This window comes from Staphylococcus equorum, from assembly GCF_029531845.1.
In the GTDB taxonomy this organism is placed as follows: Bacteria; Bacillota; Bacilli; order Staphylococcales; family Staphylococcaceae; genus Staphylococcus; species Staphylococcus equorum_C.
In genome coordinates this window covers 160,579-180,325 of record NZ_JAMBPV010000001.1, presented here as the reverse complement: position 1 = coordinate 180,325, position 19,747 = coordinate 160,579, and the positions used below count along the sequence as shown (strand labels likewise).

19 protein-coding genes are annotated in these 19,747 nt (G+C 33.1%); 13 read left to right on the top strand and 6 right to left on the bottom strand.

Features of this window, described 5'->3' with window-relative positions; all coding sequences use genetic code 11:
* The first annotated feature begins 96 nt into the window (after positions 1 to 96).
* On the top strand, positions 97 to 1,485 hold the full coding sequence (gene melB, locus M4L39_RS00825; protein ID WP_277580288.1) for a melibiose:sodium transporter MelB: 1,389 nt from the start codon (positions 97 to 99) through the stop codon (positions 1,483 to 1,485).
* Between the two features lie 15 nt (positions 1,486 to 1,500).
* On the top strand, positions 1,501 to 4,476 hold the full coding sequence (locus tag M4L39_RS00820) for a glycoside hydrolase family 2 TIM barrel-domain containing protein (RefSeq protein ID WP_277580287.1): 2,976 nt from the start codon (positions 1,501 to 1,503) through the stop codon (positions 4,474 to 4,476).
* Between the two features lie 238 nt (positions 4,477 to 4,714).
* Here the strand turns inward: M4L39_RS00820 and M4L39_RS00815 are convergent, their stop codons facing one another.
* A complete protein-coding gene (locus tag M4L39_RS00815) occupies positions 4,715 to 5,470 on the bottom strand; it encodes a DeoR/GlpR family DNA-binding transcription regulator (protein WP_277580286.1) in 756 nt (251 codons plus the stop codon).
* Between the two features lie 149 nt (positions 5,471 to 5,619).
* Here M4L39_RS00815 and M4L39_RS00810 point away from each other — a divergent pair, with 149 nt between their 5' ends.
* The 9 genes from M4L39_RS00810 to M4L39_RS00770 all read left to right on the top strand — a co-directional run bounded on the left by M4L39_RS00810 (position 5,620) and on the right by M4L39_RS00770 (position 13,664).
* The gene (locus M4L39_RS00810) at positions 5,620 to 7,389 is read left to right on the top strand and encodes an L-fucose isomerase (protein WP_277580285.1); all 1,770 of its coding nucleotides are present in this window, start codon (positions 5,620 to 5,622) and stop codon (positions 7,387 to 7,389) included.
* 9 nt (positions 7,390 to 7,398) lie between these two features.
* Entirely contained in the window at positions 7,399 to 8,811 is a 1,413-nt protein-coding gene (locus M4L39_RS00805) for a rhamnulokinase (protein WP_277580284.1), read from the top strand.
* Between the two features lie 15 nt (positions 8,812 to 8,826).
* Positions 8,827 to 10,206 carry a sugar porter family MFS transporter gene (locus M4L39_RS00800; protein WP_277580283.1) on the top strand — a complete coding sequence of 460 codons (1,380 nt, stop codon included), beginning with the start codon at positions 8,827 to 8,829 and terminating at the stop codon, positions 10,204 to 10,206.
* Positions 10,166 to 10,816 carry a class II aldolase/adducin family protein gene (locus M4L39_RS00795; RefSeq protein ID WP_277580282.1) on the top strand — a complete coding sequence of 217 codons (651 nt, stop codon included), beginning with the start codon at positions 10,166 to 10,168 and terminating at the stop codon, positions 10,814 to 10,816. Before M4L39_RS00800 ends, M4L39_RS00795 begins: the two co-directional genes overlap by 41 nt.
* A gap of 9 nt (positions 10,817 to 10,825) precedes the next feature.
* A complete protein-coding gene (locus M4L39_RS00790) occupies positions 10,826 to 11,236 on the top strand; it encodes an RbsD/FucU family protein (RefSeq protein ID WP_277580281.1) in 411 nt (136 codons plus the stop codon).
* Between the two features lie 296 nt (positions 11,237 to 11,532).
* Complete coding sequence (gene cidR, locus M4L39_RS00785) at positions 11,533 to 12,420, top strand: cidABC operon transcriptional activator CidR (RefSeq protein WP_277580280.1); 888 nt, start codon at positions 11,533 to 11,535, stop codon at positions 12,418 to 12,420.
* Between the two features lie 109 nt (positions 12,421 to 12,529).
* Positions 12,530 to 13,057 carry an acyl-CoA thioesterase gene (locus tag M4L39_RS00780; protein WP_277580279.1) on the top strand — a complete coding sequence of 176 codons (528 nt, stop codon included), beginning with the start codon at positions 12,530 to 12,532 and terminating at the stop codon, positions 13,055 to 13,057.
* A gap of 5 nt (positions 13,058 to 13,062) precedes the next feature.
* Positions 13,063 to 13,437 (top strand): hypothetical protein, encoded by a 375-nt coding sequence (locus M4L39_RS00775; protein ID WP_277580278.1) that lies wholly within the window; start codon positions 13,063 to 13,065, stop codon positions 13,435 to 13,437.
* Positions 13,438 to 13,475: 38 nt separating this feature from the next.
* Positions 13,476 to 13,664, top strand: a complete 189-nt coding sequence (locus M4L39_RS00770) for a hypothetical protein (RefSeq protein WP_057513683.1) — start codon at positions 13,476 to 13,478, stop codon at positions 13,662 to 13,664.
* Between the two features lie 206 nt (positions 13,665 to 13,870).
* On the opposite strand, the gene M4L39_RS00765 is transcribed toward M4L39_RS00770, so the two are convergent.
* The 5 genes from M4L39_RS00765 to M4L39_RS00745 form a co-directional block, all read right to left on the bottom strand.
* Positions 13,871 to 13,963, bottom strand: coding sequence for a hypothetical protein (locus tag M4L39_RS00765; RefSeq protein WP_056936087.1), 93 nt, complete (start codon positions 13,961 to 13,963; stop codon positions 13,871 to 13,873).
* A gap of 78 nt (positions 13,964 to 14,041) precedes the next feature.
* A complete protein-coding gene (locus tag M4L39_RS00760; RefSeq protein ID WP_277580277.1) occupies positions 14,042 to 14,170 on the bottom strand; it encodes a hypothetical protein in 129 nt (42 codons plus the stop codon).
* 365 nt (positions 14,171 to 14,535) lie between these two features.
* Positions 14,536 to 15,534: a FecCD family ABC transporter permease gene (locus M4L39_RS00755; RefSeq protein ID WP_277580276.1), complete on the bottom strand. Its 999-nt coding sequence runs from the start codon at positions 15,532 to 15,534 to the stop codon at positions 14,536 to 14,538.
* Positions 15,531 to 16,526 carry a FecCD family ABC transporter permease gene (locus M4L39_RS00750; protein WP_277580275.1) on the bottom strand — a complete coding sequence of 332 codons (996 nt, stop codon included), beginning with the start codon at positions 16,524 to 16,526 and terminating at the stop codon, positions 15,531 to 15,533. Before M4L39_RS00750 ends, M4L39_RS00755 begins: the two co-directional genes overlap by 4 nt.
* Positions 16,527 to 16,544: 18 nt before the next feature.
* A complete protein-coding gene (locus M4L39_RS00745) occupies positions 16,545 to 17,537 on the bottom strand; it encodes an ABC transporter substrate-binding protein (RefSeq protein WP_277580274.1) in 993 nt (330 codons plus the stop codon).
* 213 nt (positions 17,538 to 17,750) lie between these two features.
* Between M4L39_RS00745 and sbnA the strand changes: the two genes are divergently transcribed.
* A complete protein-coding gene (sbnA, locus tag M4L39_RS00740; protein WP_277580273.1) occupies positions 17,751 to 18,731 on the top strand; it encodes a 2,3-diaminopropionate biosynthesis protein SbnA in 981 nt (326 codons plus the stop codon).
* The gene (gene sbnB / locus M4L39_RS00735) at positions 18,728 to 19,738 is read left to right on the top strand and encodes a 2,3-diaminopropionate biosynthesis protein SbnB (RefSeq protein WP_277580272.1); all 1,011 of its coding nucleotides are present in this window, start codon (positions 18,728 to 18,730) and stop codon (positions 19,736 to 19,738) included. Before sbnA ends, sbnB begins: the two co-directional genes overlap by 4 nt.
* Positions 19,739 to 19,747 lie beyond the last annotated feature (9 nt).

The following is a 19,747-nucleotide window of genomic DNA, read 5'->3' as shown; positions in this document are numbered from 1 at the left end:
ATCATTATGCTATTCATTATACGCACTTTAAATTGATAAAATGACATTAACATATATGTAAGCGCTTTAAAAAGTGAAATTTTAGAGGTGGATAAGATGGATAGATATTTAACTGGAAAGCAAAAATTAGCATTTGGATTTGGCGCAATAGGGAAGGATGCCATATTTAATATTGTTGGTCTCTTCTTAATGTTTTATATCACAGATATTGTAGGTTTATCTCCTGCATTTGTCGGAGTTATGCTTTTTGTTGCACGTATTTGGGATGCAATCAATGATCCGATTATGGGGATGATTGTTGATAATACGCGGAATAACTTTGGTAAGTTCAAGACGTGGCTCGTTATCGGTACGCTTGCTAATGCTATTGTTACAGTCTTGCTGTTTACGAATTTAGATTTATCACAAACGTCTATGTATATTTATATATCGATTATGTATATTTCCTGGGGAATGACATATACGATGATGGATATTCCGTATTGGTCTTGGTTACCGAACTTGACGCATAATCCTAGAGAACGTGAAGAGATTTCAGTCATTCCTAGATTTTTCGCAAGTTTAGCTGCATTTATTGTAGGTACTTTTGGTTTGTTCTTTATACATAAATTAGGAGACGTCTTTGGTAGTGGTAGTGACTCGGTAGGCATTTTTGTTTTTGCCGTAATCTGTAGTGTTGTTTTTATCTTTACGATAGGTGTAACAGTCTTCAAAGTACCTGAAGATCATGAAATGGAAAAACAAATAGGTATTAAAGTTAATTTTAAAGATATTGGTCGTATTTTATTTAAAAACAAAGAATTACTTGCCATCATGGGTGTTTTATTAACTTTTAATTTATGTCTACAAACGCTCAATGGTTCTATCATTTATTACTTTAAATATGTAGTGAATGCGGAACATTTATTTTCAATTTTTAATTCAATGATACTGTGTGAAATGCTTGGTTTACTACTTTTACCACGTTTTATTAAATGGGTCGGTAGAACTAGAGCGTTTAATACAGCTATTACGCTTATCATAACTGGTTTAGTTATTATTTTAGTGTCAGGTTTCGTGGCGCCACAAAGTACCATTTTAGTTATTATAGGCGCAGGTATGTTACGTGTAGGTTCAGGATTTATGATTGGTATTACAACAGTTTCGCTTGCAGATGTGATTGATTATGGTGAAGTGAAGTTTGGCCAACGTAATGAGAGTGTGATCACTTCTACCAATACATTTTTAACTAAAGCATCACAAGCGGTTGCAGCTTTAATTGTAGGTATCGGCTTATCTGTATTAGGTTATACACCGAATGAGGCACAATCAGAGGCCACGGTTAATGGTCTGCGTATCATGATTATTGTCGCACCGTTGATTTTTGTTAGTTTAACAGCATTTTTATATCATAGAGCCTTCCACTTAAAAGGTGACTTCTTAAATGATATTGAGAAAACACTCCGATATAAACGTCAGAGAGAATATAGAGAGAATATTAAATAGAGAGGATGTCAATTTATGTTAGAACAACAATTTCATGAAAATATGGAGATTCAGCATGTGAACTTGATGCCAAGACGTGCATTTTATATACCATACCAACGAGGGGAGTCTGACTACCGTTTAGAAACACGATATAATACAAAAAATGTGACATTATTAAATGGTGATTGGCACTTTGAATATTTCAATTCTCTAGAAGCATGTTTGAACCTGCCTCAACAGATTAAAAAGGATATATTGCCAGTGCCGTCAGTATGGAATTTATATGGCTATGATCAAATACAATATCTTAATACACAATATCCAATTCCATTTGATCCGCCGTATGTGCCGAGGTACAATCCATGCGGACGTTATACACGTTCTTTTGAGTTAAGTTCATATGAGCTGCATAGTGATTATCATTTGAATTTCGAAGGTGTAGATAGCGCATTTTATGTATGGGTAAATAATCAATTTGTAGGTTATAGCCAGATATCCCATGCTATTTCAGAATTTGATATTTCAAAATTTGTGTATGATGGACAAAATACGATACAAGTCCTTGTATTAAAATATTCAGATGGCACATATTTTGAAGACCAAGATATGTTCAGACATTCAGGCATTTTTAGAGATGTTTATATTTTAAAACGAGCGCAATCACGTGTAGAGGATTTTAAAATCGAAACACATTTGAATGATGATTTGCATAAGGCATCTATAGACGTGAACTTAGCACGTAAACAAGCATTAGAGCAAGTTGAACTACACTTATATGGCCCGGATGGCGAATTGGTAAGCAGTGCTCAAACTTCGGAACAGTATAGCTTTACAGTTAACAAACCACAATTATGGTCAGCAGAAAGTCCTGTACTTTATACGTTAGTAATTACAACTGAACAAGAAGCCATTACACAAAAAATTGGTATTCGAGAAGTTAAAATCAGAGATAATCAATTTTATATTAATGGGCAATCTATTAAATTACGTGGCACGAATCATCATGATAGTGATCCGAAAACAGGATATACGATAAATGAAGCTCAATTTATGAGAGATTTAAAACTTATGAAACAAGGTAATTTTAATGCAATTCGTACTGCACATTATCCGAAATCACCTTTATTCTATGAATTAACAGATCAATATGGTTTTTATGTCATGAGTGAAGCGGATTTAGAAACACATGGCGTAGTTCGTTTATATGGTGAAGAGAACACTAAATACTTTAATATCATTACGGATGACCCTAAATATCAAACTGCAATTATCGAGCGCATTGAAGCGTCAATAATCCCATTGAAAAACTATAGTTCAATTGTTTCATGGTCAATGGGTAATGAATCTGGATTTGGGGTTAATATGGTTAAAGGCTTGGCATGTGCGAAAGTATTAGATACTACACGACCACTTCATTATGAAGGTACATTACATCGTGATAAATCAAAAGACTATGATTTATCTAACGTTGAAATGATTAGTAGAATGTATCCATCTCCAGAAGAAATTAAAACGACATATTTAAATAATCTGAATCTAGATAAACCATTTATTTTGTGTGAATATGCGCATGCCATGGGAAATTCACCTGGAGATCTTCATGCTTATCAGAAGCTCGTTGAGGCATACGATAGCTTTATTGGAGGGTTCGTATGGGAATGGTGTGACCACGGCATTCAGACAGGTTTGAAAGAGGGTAAGCCAATATTTAGATATGGTGGAGATTTCGGCGAACGTCTGCATGATGGTAATTTCTGTGTAGACGGTATTGTTTCTCCCGACCGCATCCCTCACGAAGGATATTATGAATTTAAATATGAACATAGACCTTTAAAAGTAATAAAGCGGGATGACTATAAACTGACATTACGTAACCAACTTGATTTCACGCATATAGAAAACTATTTAAGCGTGGAGGCAACTGCTACATATTTAGATGGAACGCGTCAGACGTTTGAAGTTCCTTTTACTAAATTCGCACCCCATACGACGCAAAAGATTGATTTAAGTGACTATGTTAATATAAATGAACTCAGTGATGTGATGTTACGCTACAAATTAAAAGATGCAGATGCATTACGTTCCGCTCATTTTGAATTAGGATATGATCAAATCGTATATCAGCAACAATCAATGACGTATCAGAATTCCAAACCATTATCATTAGCATGCAGAGACGAGGCTCGTACAATTCACGTTGCTATTGATGATTGGGTATACATTTTTGATAAAACAGACGCGAGTTTAAAAACAGTTGCGCATGATGGCATAATTATTATGAATCAGAAAACACAAAATAACCTATGGCGTGCACCAACAGATAATGACATCAATGTTAAGCAAGGTTGGGCATACGCTGGATATAAAGATATTATTACGAAAGTACATGGTTACCAAATCGTTGAAAATAATAGTGACGTCAGTCTTGTTTTTGACATTGCGTTGATTAATGAAGCGGTTCCCCCTGTGCTTTCAGGGACACTTACGTGGACGATTCAAAACGATGGTACACTTAATGTAAATTATGATTTAGAGAAAGATACATTAGCCCCATTTTTACCACGTTTCGGTTTAGCTATGACATTACCAAGTGACTATGAACAAGTCGAATATTATGGAAATGGACCTTATAGTAGTTATCAAGATAAAGGTGTTGCAACATATTTAGATTATTTCAAAACGACAGTGACAGATAATGGAAGTAACCACATCAAACCTCAAGAATCAGGAAGTCATAATCAGACTACATTTGTTAAAGTTTCAAATGGTCATAATGCTGTTTTTATATCAAGTGGGGAAGCGTTCAGCTTTAATACAATACATTATTCATTAAATCAGTTAACGCATACGACACATAAAGATCAATTAGAACTTGAAGATTATACGTATCTCTATATTGATTATGCTCAAAGTGGCATTGGTTCTAATAGTTGTGGTCCAGAATTAAATGAAGCTTATCGACTCAACGATACACAAATTAGATTTAACTTTAAATTGAACTTTGAGTAGCTTTTGTTTATGGTACTCCACTCATATTAATCAGCAATTCAGAAATTAAAAGACCGTTATCACGAAATGTGGTAACGGTCTTTTTAAGTTATAAGTATAGTAGGATTAAAAATATATTCTTAAGAATTATTAATAACTTTCATGAGTAAAATATAATTTTCATTCGGTATCTTAATGAGAAACTTAATAATTATGACTGCATAGAGGAAAATCTCATAAAATAAGCTATACCATAAAATTAAATGACCTTAATTTTATGGCGTTCAATAAATGGTATGAGCTCATCTGGTAATGTGGGATTATCTGTAACAATTATATCGACCTGGTTATAATCTGCAAATTTAAAAAATGCAGTAACATCTTTCAATATTTTCGTGGAATCTACAAGCATAATAACCAAACTTCCTTGTTGAAGCATACTTTTTTTAGTTAATCCTTCTTCTTCTCCTCCTACACTAAAACCATTATTACTCATAGTGTTACAACTTAATAAAATAGCTTGAGTATAGTAATTTTTAATCGTTTCTATTGCTTGAGCGCCTACTAAGGTACCTGAATGTTTATTTAGATTACCTCCGGTCGATACTAAACTTAAGTTTGTATCCGAAAATTCATAAAGTAAATTCACAGAATTTGTTATTATTTTTGGAGAATAACTTTTACTTGAAAGTAACCTAATTGATTCTAATGCCGTTGAACTGGAATCTACCATGATGGTTTCTTTATCCTTTAGTAAATTTAAAACCTTATTAGCAATAGTCTTTTTTAGTTTTAAATTTTTAGTAGAACGATAGTAATATGATAAATCATTTCTACTAGCTAAAGTTGCACCTCCATGAGTTCTTGTGAGGACATTTTGATCTTCTAAGTGCTCTAAATCTCTTCTAATTGTTTCTTCTGTAACATTAAAAGTTTCAGCTAAATTTTTAACTTCAACATGTCTGTATGAGTTCAGAATATTTATGATTTCTTGATACCTTTGAAATTTTTTCACTATAAACAACTCCTTGTATACATTATATAGAAATTATACTTAAAAATAAACAAACAAAGAAAAATCAAAATTAAAATGTTGTTTTTTATTTACTTTTTGGTAGCGCTGTCATAAGATGTAGTTAATTTAAGAAAAAGGGGCTGTCAAATATGTTTAATAATTTACCAAAGATAGGAATTAGACCGACAATTGATGGAAGACGTAAAGGCGTAAGAGAATCTTTAGAAGAGCAAACTATGAATATGGCAAAATCTGTAGAAGCTTTTATTCAAGAAAATTTAAAATATCCAAATGGAGAACCTGTAAAGTGTGTTATTTCTGATACTACAATCGGTGGTGTTTCTGAGGCTAGCAAAAGTAAGGAAAAATTTGATAAAGAAAATATTTGCGGAACTATCACTGTGACGCCATGTTGGTGTTACGGTTCAGAAACAATGGATATGAGAGTAGACATACCTCATGCTATATGGGGGTTGAATGGAACAGAACGACCAGGAGGTGTTTACCTAGCTGCTGTTTTAGCGGCGCATGCTCAAAAAGGAATTCCAGCATTTGGTATTTACGGTGAAAATGTACAAGATGCTGCTGATGATTTCATCCCCAATGATGTAAAATCCAAAATTTTATTGTTCAGTAGAGGCGCGTTAGCTAAAGGTATTATGCAGGATAAATCTTACCTTTCTATAGGGAATGTAGCAATGGGTATTGCAGGTTCCATGATAAATGAAGACTTCTTTCAAAAGTATTTAGGTATGCGTAATGAACAGGTTGAGTCTGTTGAAATTATTAGAAGAATGAACGAGGGTATATATGATAATTATGAGTTTGAAAGAGCATTAAAATGGACTAAAGAAAAATTCGAAGTATCTGAAGACATTTATTCAAAAGAAAATCCAATCAGTGAAGAAGCTAAGAATGAGCAAATGGAATTTGTTATAAAAATGACGATTATTTGTAAAGATTTACTTATAGGTAACGAAAAATTAGCTGACTTAGGATTTGAAGAAGAAGCAGAAGGTCACAATGCAATTGTTGGAGGATTCCAAGGACAAAGACAATGGACTGATTATTATCCTAATGGTGATTTCTTAGAAACGATACTTAATACTTCTTTTGATTGGAATGGCAAAAGAGCACCACATATTTTCGCCACTGAAAATGATAGCTTGAATGGTGTGTCCATGTTATTTAATTATTTATTAACAAACCGAGCACAAATTTTTTCTGATGTAAGAACTTACTGGAGTTCTGAAGCAGTAGAACGTGTTACAGGAAAAAAATTAGAAGGACAAGCTGAAAATGGTGTATTACATCTTATTAATTCTGGTTCAACAACATTGGATGGAACAGGGCAACAAAGAAAGGATGGACACCCAGTTATGAAACCCTACTGGGATATTGTAGATGAAGAAGTAGATGCCTGTATTGAACATACGAAATTAGTACCAGCAAACCGTGAATACTTCCGAGGTGGTGGATTTTCAACCAATTTCTTAACAAAAGGTAATATGCCGATGACTATGAGCCGTATAAATTTAGTTGATGGACTTGGTCCAGTATTACAAATTGTCGAAGGTTATTCTGTTGATTTATCTAGCGATGTACATCAAATACTAGATCAACGTACTGATCCAGGTTGGCCAACGACATGGTTTGCTCCTCGATTAACAGGCAAAGGGGCATTTAAATCTGTTTATGATGTTATGAATAATTGGGGTGCTAATCATGGAGCAATTAGTTATGGACATATTGGTAAAGAATTAATAACTTTAGCATCTATGTTACGTATACCAATTAATATGCACAATATTGATGAAGCAGACATATTCAGACCTAAAGTATGGTCTGCTTTTGGAACAGAGTCATTAGAAGGAGCAGATTTTAGAGCGTGTAAAAATTTCGGACCATTATATAAGTAGGTGAGAACCATGAATAAAACAAATCATATTGCATTTGATTTGGGAGCAAGTTCAGGAAGAATGGTGTTAGGAGAATTTCATAAGAATACCATCCAGTTAAATGAAATATACAGGTTCGCTAATACACCTGTAGAAATGAATGGGATTCTCTATTGGGACTTTCCCAAATTATACCAAGAAATAAAAAATGGTATGAAAATATTAGCTAAAGAAAATGTTCATGTTGATAGTGTATCTGTCGATACTTGGGGCGTTGATTATGGTTATTTAGATGAAAATGGGGATTTATTAATGCTACCTCGTAATTATCGAAATGAACAGAAAGAAAAGTATGAAAATGAAATATATAAACTTTTATCAAAAAGAGAGTTGTTCGAAGAAACAGGTGTTTATCCAACTACGATTAATTCTATTGTCCAAATATATGCAGATTTAAAACGTTATCCCTGGTTAAGAGATGCGGCAGTAACAATATTATTTATGCCTGATTTGTTTAGTTACTTTTTAACAAAAGAAAAAGCAACGAACTATTCAATAGCTAGTACGAGTGGTTTGCTAAACAAAGATCATGAATGGTCCAGAAAAATAATTGATACATTAAATTTTCCAAAACATTGGTTCAAGCAAGAGATTGAAAACGTAAAAATTTTAGGAGAGGTTAAGAACTCAAAACTCAACGAAGAAGTTTATAAAAATACTAAAGTTATTACTAGTGCTGGTCATGACACAGCGGCGTCATTATTAGTAACAAGGGAGAATTCAGTGTTTTTATCATGTGGTACATGGTCAATTATGGGAGTCAAAATTCAGGAACCCATTACGAAGAAAAAAGCATTTGAATTAGAACTCACTAACGAAGGGACAGTAGATGGAAAAACTAAACTAATAAAAAATATTAATGGCTTGTGGATTTTGCAAGAGCTCCAAAGGCATTGGGCAGAAAACGGTGTAATGTATAGCCATGAAAAACTAGTTGAAAAAGCTAAGCGGTCGTCATTTAACGAAACGATTGATGTTGATAAAAAAGAGTTTATGAATAAGTGTAATATGCATAAAACTATTGAAAATCATTTTATTGAACAAGATAAAATACCACCTAGTTCAGTAGGTGATTTTGTAAGAGTTGTTATTAATAGTCTGGCTGAAAAATATAAAGAAGTAATTACTAATTTAGAAAATGTGGTTCAAAAACAATTTTCTAACATACATATTGTTGGAGGCGGTATACAGAATGAATTACTTTGTGAATTAACAGCTCAAAAAACGCAGAGAGATATATTGACTGGACCAATTGAAGCAAGTTCATTTGGGAATATTTTAAGTCAACTCATTGCGTTAAATTTAATTGAATATACAGATATACCTAACATCATTTCTAATTCAATTGAAATGAAGCAATTTAACAAGATAGAAATGTTATAAAAAAGGGGGGCTTTTATGGAACAAAATGTATCAAGTAAAATCCCTAAAATAGTTTATGTCTTTGCTGTATTGGGAGGGTTTGCAGGATTACTTTATGGATATGATTCAGGTGCGATTGCATTGGCGTTACCTGGAATTACTAAAGAATTCGGTTTGAATACTCAAGAAAAAGGGTTAGTAGTTAGCTTTTTACTTCTAGGGGCATTGCCGTCTATTATAGCAGCAACTATATTCGAACGGAAAATTGAGCGTCGTAATTTACTCATTTGGGGCGGGATTATATTTATCATAGGTTCTATTGGGTGTGCACTTGCTGATAATACAAGCACGTTACTAATTTTTAGATTTATACTCGGAATTGCAGCAGGCATTGCTAATATGTATGGATTAATATATTTATCTGAATTAGCTCCACCTAAAATAAGAGGTTTTATGGCATCACTTTATCAATTAAGTGTCAATATAGGTATACTTGCATCATATATGGTAGGTGCAGCTAACTTTTCAAATGGTGAATGGAGATGGACTTTAGGTTTAGGTGTTATACCGGCGCTTATATTTGCAGTAGGTATGTTTATATCTCCACAAAGTCCTCGTTGGCTCGTACGCGACGGCAAGATAGATAAAGCTAGAAAAGTTTTGTCTAAAGTTAGATATAGCAAAGAAGAAGTTGAAAATGAGATTCAAGATATTAAATTAAGTTTAAACCATCAATCTACTAAATTCACTGATTTATTTAAAAAATTCAGACCTATAGTGATGCTAGGATTTGTATTGACAATATTTCAAGTGTTTACAGGTATTAATGCCGCAATTTATTATGCTCCAGAAATATTTGAACATGTAGGTATTTCACACGCTTCGATTATAGCTAATTACGGTGTTGGTATAGCTCTTGTTTTAAGTACATTAATTTCATTACCTTTGATAGATCGATTAGGTAGAAAGAGTTTATTAATTTACTCAATGATTGGACAAATACCTTCTTGTTTAGGAATGGCATTTTTTGGAGATAATGCGGTGTTAGCAATTATTAGTTTATTCATTTTTGTATTTTCTTTTGGTATTGGCTTAGGTCCTGTATTTTGGAGTTATATTCCAGAAATATTCCCATTAAGAGCTAGAGCTTTAGGTATGGGCATTATTACATTTGCTCAATATGGCTTAAACTTTGTCTTTTCACTAACATTCCCAATGTTTTTAGTTTGGATGGGTAATAACGTATTTCTAATTTATGCACTATTATCATTAGTGGCAATTTTCTATATACACTTTAAAGCTATAGAAACAAAAGGAAAAACACTCGAAGAAATAGAACGTTATTGGATAGAAAATGAAAATGGAGGAAAAAACCATGGATACAAAAGAGAAGAAGTTAAGAGAACAAATGTGTGAGATAGGTGAAAATTTATTTAATAAAGACTTTGTTGCCGCAAATGACGGAAATATATCAGCTAGGCTATCTGAAAATGAAGTGCTGGCTACTCCTACAGCTACAAGTAAGGGTTATATCACTCCTGATAGTATAGTTAAATTGGATTTAGAGGGTAATATATTAGAAGCTAAAGAAGGTGTTTTACCATCATCTGAAATGAAAATGCACTTGAGATGCTACAAAGCAATGAAAAAATGTAATGGTGTCGTACATGCACACCCCCCATATGCAACTGGTTTTGCTATTAAAGGAGAAGTACTTAAAAAGGCAACTATGCCAGAAGTAGTAATAGCAATGCCTGAAATCCCATTAGCAGCATATGGATGTCCCTCTACAGAAGAAATACCTGATTCTGTTGAACCATATTTTGATAACTATGAAGCAGTATTATTAGAAAGTCATGGGGCGTTAACATGGGGTGATACTTTAATGAATGCGTATCTAAATATGGAAAGATTAGAATATATTGCAAAATTAACATTCATTACTAGATCAATTGATGGTGAACGTGAATTACCCAAAGAACGTATCGATGAATTAGTAGCATTAAGACCAAAATATGGTAAGTGAGGTTAGTATATGTTAAATCGTATTCCTAAGATATTATCACCAGATATAGTTAAAAGTTTAATGGAAATGGGTCATGGTGATACATTACTGCTGGCAGATGCAAATTATCCTGCGCAAACATTCGGTAAAAGAGTAGTGCGTGCAGATGGATTGAATATAACTGAATTATTAGTTGCAATAATGGAGCTTATGCCTATAGATGATTATATAGAAACCCCTGTACAATTAATGTCTCCTGTAGAAAAAGATCAAGAACCAAATATTTGGAAAGATTATAAAAACTTAATTAGTGAAAAAGATATAAATTATATAGAGCGATTTGATTTTTATAAGACATCTAAAAACTGTCATACGATTATTCAAACAGGTGAAACAGCTATATATGGTAATATTATGCTTACAAAAGGAGTCGTGAAATAATTTTATATTTACTTTTAACGTAGTATTAAAACTTGGAATTTATTATATATTTAAAAAGACCGTTATCACGAAATGTGGTAACGGTCTTTTTTTAATCAAATCATGATGACAAATAGCGATTCAGCTATTTCCTCGGAAATAATAACATGATATAAAAATAAACCTTGGTGTTATATTTCCAATACATGCTAAAATCAGTATTAACAAGAACACTAAAAGTTTCAGCTTTATAAAATATAAAAATAATTGAAGTATAGCAGACTACACTCATAATATAAAAAGAAGGTGTGATTTTATTGGAACTTAGACATATGCAGTACTTTGTTGAAGTGGTAAACCAAAAAAGTATGACAAAAGCAGCAGCAAAACTTTTCATTACACAGCCGACAATTAGTAATACGATTAGATTACTAGAAAAAGAATTAGAAGTAACATTATTTAATAGATATAAAAACCAAATATACTTAACTGATGCAGGGGAGGCATTCTTTTTTCAATGTAAAGAAATGCTAAAAATGTATGAGAATATCCCTAATGAATTAAGTAATCTTCTAGAATTGAAAAGTGGGCATTTAAAAATAGGAATTCCTACAATTATTAATATTAGAAGATTAATAAAACTCATTTCTCAGTTCCATGATTCTTATCCTAATGTAACGTTTCAACTTTTTGAAAATGGAAGTAAGAAAATTGAAAATGATATATATTATGGTGATTTGGATATGGGTATTACTGTCTTACCGACGAATCATAAAATTTTCAGTACATTCACTTTCTTAGAAGAAAAATTAAAACTCGTAGTTCATAAAAATCATCCATTATCTGATAAAAATACGATTGATATTGAAGATTTAGAACATCAAGAATTTATTTTATTTAATTCTGATTTTTACTTAAACGATAAAATTAAAAATACATGCAGAAACTATGGTTTTAACCCTGATATTATTTTTGAAACGACCCAGTGGAGCTTTATAGAAGAAATGTTAATAAATAATATGGGTATCTGTATACTACCTGAAGGAATACTTGATTTATTGGATGAAGATTTGAAAGCTATCAGTATTAATGAACCCTCAATGAAATGGGAGCTTGCCATTATTTGGAGAAAAGATATCATAGTTGATTCATTAACTAAAAATTGGATTAAATTCATACAAGAAAATTACTTATTACATCATTAAACACAAGGCCATTCACAGAATTTATGCCCTTATAAAAAAAGGATATTTTCTATTTATATGCTCCCGTTCTATAATTTGTGACATAAACATTATAGAACGGGAGTTTTTCATGGAAAATTATAAATATCCGAGCGATAGTAAAATTGTCAGTACCGATCAAGTCTTAATTAATGATTTAAATAATTACAACACGTTATTTGGTGGCGTGTTGATGAAAAAAATTGATAATAATGCAACATTGTCCGCTAGAAGACATGCAAGAGTTAAAGAATGTGTTACAGCATCTACAGATAGCGTAGAATTTTTACACCCTATTACTCAGTCTGATTCAGTTTGTATAGAATCTTCTGTAGTTTATACAGGAGAAAAATCTATGGAGATATTTTGTAAGGTTATTTCGGAAGATATGATTACAGCAGAAAGAAAAATTGCTGCTATCGCTTTTCTTACTTTTGTAGCCTTAGATGAAAACAAAAAATCAATTAAAGTACCTAAAATTACAGCACAGACTAAAGATGAAAAAACATTATTTATGTATGGTGAAGAAAGAGCAAAAGTGCGTAAAACGAGAAGAGCACAAAGTAAAACATTACTTAAGTCTCTTGATTTAAGTAAACCATGGGAATTGGAGAAGTGATAAAAATGGTTAATGAAATGGATGAACTAACACAATTTAAATTAGATTTAAAAGCTTTGAGAGAAGAATCTCCTCACTTATATGAACAATTAGAATATATAGCAAGTTTAACAAGACAATTAAGTATTCATTATAAATATTTAGGGCTACTCATGTTTTCAAATAACAATGAAATTATTCAAAATAACAGACCTATTTTAATTAGAGACTCTGTTTTGGAGTTATATGAACGAGAAGTTGAAAAAGTTAAACAAAATAATGAATTCGAATATGTTAATGAAATGATATTAAAATTCCAATTTGTAGCTTACTCACAAATATTCCTTATCGTTTTAGGTGCAGAACCTAGTTTTGTATTTAATAATACGATTATTAAATAATACAGGGCTACTTCTATCTTGAAATGAGGCAGCAATATATGAGCATATCAGAATGTAGATATTTATGTATCAAACAAGACAAATCCTTTGAAAAAGGTAAGCTGTATTGGCTTTTCCCGACAGAGGTGTCTACACTTGATGAAAAATATTTTTATGTATCAAACGACGGACAACTTTTAACAGAAGCGTACAAAAGTAGTAACTTTGTTAAAAGTTTATCTCACTAATGCAATATAGCGTTTTAGAATTATGATATTGAACGTGTTTGACCACCTATTTTATAGTGTGCATCCTCAATCATACTATTCCTTGGATGTCAGCACTTTTCAAAATCTGACAAGTATAGATGAATTCAAAAAGCAGTCACAAATCATTAAATTTGTGACTGCTTTTTTATAAGTGAATTTCCATAATTTATCTTTATAACAGAACTTCACTTTTTCTTTTTATCTTTCTTCTCCATATATGGTAAAAAGAAAATAACAAAAAATGCACAAAGTAGAGCTATGGCTGAGCCTAATGGCATAATTTAACCTCCTGGTGTTAACGAACATAACACAATTATAACTTAGTACCATTTAAATTGTTATAATATAAAAAATTATTATCTTTCAACATTTGATGCACAGGCAAAGCAATACAAATGATTGTCATTATATTCACCATTCAAGAAACCATTTAAACAATAAATATCTTTTTGACAGACAGAACATTTTCCTACTAATTCTCTCATTTTAAAAACCCCCTTGAATATTCATTCATTGGTCTTGTAACAAATAGACTTTGAATAAGTAATAATTTCATTAAAGTTTCAGGGTCTATTAATGATCTTCTGTTATCTAGACAATATTTGTCTTCAACAAGTTCACAAACTAAACATGCTATCTATTTTATATATTGGTTTATTTAATATTATAAACTACAGAACTGTTTAAATTAAATAAATTGGATTGTTTTATTTGAAAATGGCAGTGATTTGGGCCGGCTCCTGACTAGTTAATAAAGCACCAGCCGAAGACTACAGGCTAAGGCTGTGCCCTCGGAAAGCGTGTACAAAAAGCTGCCAACAAAGTTGAAGACTTTATCTTTAATATAACACTATAATTTTTTAACTGTCAGTAATAAATAGATAAAGAATGGGGCGCCGAATGCAGCAATGAAAACACCGGCTGGTACTTCTTTTGGTAGAAATATTGTTCTGCCTATAAGATCAGCAATGACGATTGAAAGTGCGCCAAAGACGGCTGACATCAATAAACGCTTTAAATAATTCCCTTTAATCAAAGCTTTGGCAATATGCGGTGATATTAAACCAACAAAGCCAATATTACCCACGAAACTAATCGCTGCACCAGCAAGTATCGTTGTGATAACCATTTGAATGAGTCGCGTTTGATTAACCTTTACGCCTAAACCCGTGGCCACATTATCGTGCATTACGGATACTTTCATTCTCGGAAGCACAATAATCAACAATGGCAAAGTGCATAGTATAAATAATCCCAATATCAAACTGTTTTCAAATGTAGCACCAGATAAGCTACCGACAAGCCAAGTATAAGCTTTAGAAGCAGCAAGTTGTTTTGTAAGTACAAGCGTGCCATTTACAAGTGCCATAAACAATGTCTGAAGTGCGATACCAATAATAACTAAAGTCGTCGGTTGGATATCACCCTTTTTTTGAAAACTAATAAGAATCATCATGACAATGGCTGCACCAGTGAGCGAAAACGTCGGTAACCAATGGACACTGATATCACCTAAAAACGCAATAAATGCCACTGCGCCAAATGTTGCGCCTCCTGTAACACCTATAATATCTGGAGAAGCGATAGGATTTTTAAGTACGTTTTGTAAAATCAAACCACTTACGCCTAGTGCTGCACCAGCTACAATCGCCAATACAATTCTAGGCAATCGCAACACTTCGATAGTGAATTGATCAGGGCTCGATATAGGATCAATAATATAAGAAAGGATACTATTTAACGATATAAAAGTAGACCCCAGCATTAAACTCAGTATTGAAAAAATAATCAATATGAGAACAGCAATGACTAGACGTTTGGTATCTTTTTTATGGATTGTCTCATTCATATACGTTGGATTCCTTTCCTAATAATATAAATAAGTGTGATTGAACCGATGATTGCTGTGATAACACCTATAGGAAGCTCGAGTGGTTGAATAATTGTCCTAGCTAAAATATCGGACAACGTCATTAACATAGCGCCACTAACCGCAGTGAATGGTATCAAATATTTATAGTTAGCTGGCATTAATTTTTTACTAATATTCGGTACAATCAAGCCGATAAACATAATAGACCCTGCAAGTGCGACCGAAATACCGGCAAGTGCGCTAATAGTTAATACTATAAACATTTTTGTTAATTTGACTTTTTGACCGAGAGAAGAAGCAATTTCATCACTCGTCATTAAGATGTTGATATGTGACGACATCGCAAAGGCAATGAGCAGAAACACGATAATAATTGGAATAACCCAAGGCACTTCCCACACGTTACGCATAGCAACAGAGCCACTTAGCCAAAAGAGAAAACTTTGTAAATTGCTTTGGTTCATAATTAAAATGCCTTGTGTAAATGCTCCGAATAATGCTGAAATCGCTGCACCAGCCAATATCACACGTTTGGGTGAAAATTGCGCTTGTTTAAACATGCCAAGTGTAATGACAAGAACAGTTACAATAATTGCCCCGATAAATGAAATAGCTATGAGCGCTTCAAATGATTGCACTTTAAAAAATGTTAAGCCACAAATCACAAAGAACACGGCACCTGAATTAACACCGAACAGGCCAGGCGAAGCGATTGGATTACGTGTTAATACTTGCATAAGCAGACCAGATACAGAGAACGCCGCGCCGGTAAGTAGAGCAATGATTGTTCTTGATGCGCGTGATTCGGCAAGTAGAATATGTATATCGTTATTGCTATTAAAGTGGAACAACGCTTGTACCAACTGTGAAAGTGATACAAGCGTGTTTCCAATTATTAAACTTAAAATCGTTACAACGATAAGGCATAAACCAGAAAGCATTAATTTATACCGCGGTTTAAGTAACATGAGTTAACTCCTTATTGATTAAGATTGTTTTTCAATATCTAATTTTTTGTATAAATCATCAATGAGCTCAAGTGATGAAGTGTAACCACCAGCCATGTTCCACGTGATTTCATCTACATTTTTTGATACTTCATCATTTTTTACTGCATTTAAGTTTTTCCATTGATTACTTGATGTCCAATCTGCTTCTGTTTTCTTAGTTAACTCTGCGTCTTTATCAGTAGTGTCAGACTTGAACATAAATATATGATCAGCATCCATAAGTGGAATGCTTTCTTTGGATGTTAATTGAATGATGTCTTTACCTTTATCAACTTGTTTTTGTTGCGCTTCTGGTCGTTTGAACCCTAAGTCATGTAGGATGTCTCCAGCATAACCACTTGCATAAATACGCGCATGATCTGGTCTGAAGTTGATAACCGAAGCTGATAATGGCCATTGATCTCCAAATTTAGCTTTCGCATCTTCTTTGAATTGTGCAACTTTATCGTCATAATTCTTCAATAACTCGTCAGCTTTTTGCTCTTTACCGAGTGCTTTACCCATCATTTTCGTTGTATCTTCAAATTTATACACGGTATCGTGCGTAATCGTTGGTGCGATTTTAGAAAGTTGTTCATACTGCTTTTCGTTTCTAACTTTAGAGCCGATGATTAAATCTGGTTTTAATTTAGAGATTTCTTCTAAGTTTGGTGAAGGTTCTTGACCTACCATTTTTGTACCTTTTAGGTCGTCTTTTATGTAATCATACTTTGGTTGTTGTGTCCAAGATTCCACGGCACCGACGGGTTTGACGCCTAGTGCGACAGATACATCAGTCGCGCCTTGATATAATGTTACGACACGTTTTGGTTTCCCTTTAATTTCAGTGGTCCCCATAGCATGTTTAATCTTCGTTGTTTTACTATCTTCTTTTGACTCCGATGACTTTTCGGACTCCCCATTTCCACAAGCTGCTAACACCATAACGGCTACTAAAACAGTAATGAATACTTTTGTTAAATGTTTCATTTCCCTAAAACCTCCAACTCGAATTGATAATCATTATCAATTCTAATATCTTATAAAGCAAACTATATGTCAACAAAAATTTTAAATTTTTTTAAAAATTAAATAAAGATTTGACATTTTTGGAAAGGATACCTAGAATACAATTTACTGATAATGATAATCGTTATCAGTGATGTAGTGTTATCCATAACCATATTTTTAGGAGGAATTTAAGTGAGACAAGAACCTAAGCATTGTCATGATTCTTTACTTTCATGTATAGGCGGAACGCCAATGATACAGCTCAAGCAACTGTTCCCGGAACATAAGGTTTACGCAAAATTAGAATATATGAATCCAGGCGGTAGTATGAAAGATAGGCCAGCTCAATACATAATTGAAGATGGTTTTAAAAAAGGAATAATTACTAAAGGTACACATTTAATTGAGAGTACTTCAGGAAATTTAGGTATAGCTCTAGCAATGATCGCTAAGATAAAAGGATTAACACTAACATGTGTGGTAGACCCAAAAATTTCAGAAACAAATTTAAAAATTATTAAAAGTTATGGTGCAAATATAGATATGGTAAGCGAAGCGGATGAAAATGGTGGGTATTTAATGACGCGCATTCAACGTGTTCGTGAATTACTTGATTCAACTGACAACGCATATTGGATTAATCAATACGCAAATGAATTAAATTGGAAAGCACATTATCATGGTGCTGGTGCAGAAATCGTAGAGCAAATAGAAACCCCAATTGATTATTTTGTGGCTCCAGTCAGTACGACAGGCAGTATTATGGGCATGAGTAGAAAGATTAAAGAATATCACCCGAATGCACATATTATTGCTGTGGATGCGAAAGGGTCAGTTATTTTCGGTGAAACACCTACCAATAGAGAATTACCAGGTATTGGCGCAAGTAGAGTACCTGAAATTTTAAACAAAGAAGAAATAGATCAAGTTGTCCATGTGGATGACTACCAATCAGCACTTGGATGTAAACGCTTAGTTAGTTATGAAGGCATTTTTGCTGGTGGATCGACAGGTTCAATTATATCAGCGATTGAAAAAGTCATTGATTCCATCGATAAAGATAAAACGATTGTGACGATTTTACCTGACAGAGGGGATCGCTATTTAGATTTAGTTTATTCAGATGAATGGTTTGATGATGTAAAAAACAAAAGAGGAGCGCTAACACGATGAATAAAGACATGTTGTATTTAAATAGATCAGATATTGAACAAGCAGGAGGTAATCATTCAGCAGTTTATGTAAATGCATTAACCGAAGCCTTAAAAGCCCACGCAAATCAAGATTTTGTGCAACCGTTAAAGCCATATTTACGTGCAAATGGTAAAGAGGGGCATATTGCAGATCGTATCATTGCAATGCCAAGCCATATTGGCGGTCAAGACCCAGTATCAGGCATTAAATGGATTGGTAGTAAACATGACAATCCTTCAGAACGTAAGATAGAACGTGCAAGTGGTGTCATTATCTTGAATGATCCTGAAACAAATTATCCCATTGCAGTGATGGAAGCGAGCTTAATTAGTAGTATGAGAACGGCGGCTGTTTCGGTCATTGCGACTCAGAAATTAGCGAAAAAAGGATTTGAAGCATTAACAATTATTGGCTGTGGTCTAATTGGTGATAGACAATTGCAAAGTATGTTAGAGCAATTTGATCATATTAAACAAGTATATGTATTTGATCAATTTGAAAAAGCCAGCGCTAATTTTATTGAAAAATGGGCCGAAGCACGTCCAGATATTCACTTTGTTCAAGCTAAAACAGCGAAAGAAGCGGTTGAAAATGGAGAGGTAGTCATTACTTGTACAGTAACGGACAAACCGTATATTGAATACGACTGGATTCAAAAAGGCACGTTTATTAGCAACATTTCAATTATGGATATTAAAAAAGAAGTCTTTACACAAGCAGATAAAGTCTTGGTTGATGATTGGTCGCAAGCAAATAGAGAGAAAAAGACAATTAATCAACTTGTATTAGAAGGTCGCTTTAGTAGAGAGGCATTACATGCTGAATTAGGAGAATTATTAACGGGTGCCAAACCTGGAAGAGAAAATGATGATGAAATTATTTTATTAAATCCAATGGGCATGGCAATTGAAGATATTTCAAGCGCTTATTATATTTATAAAGAAGCTAAGCAACAGCAAATCGGAACAACATTAAGTCTATATTAAGGAGTGTCG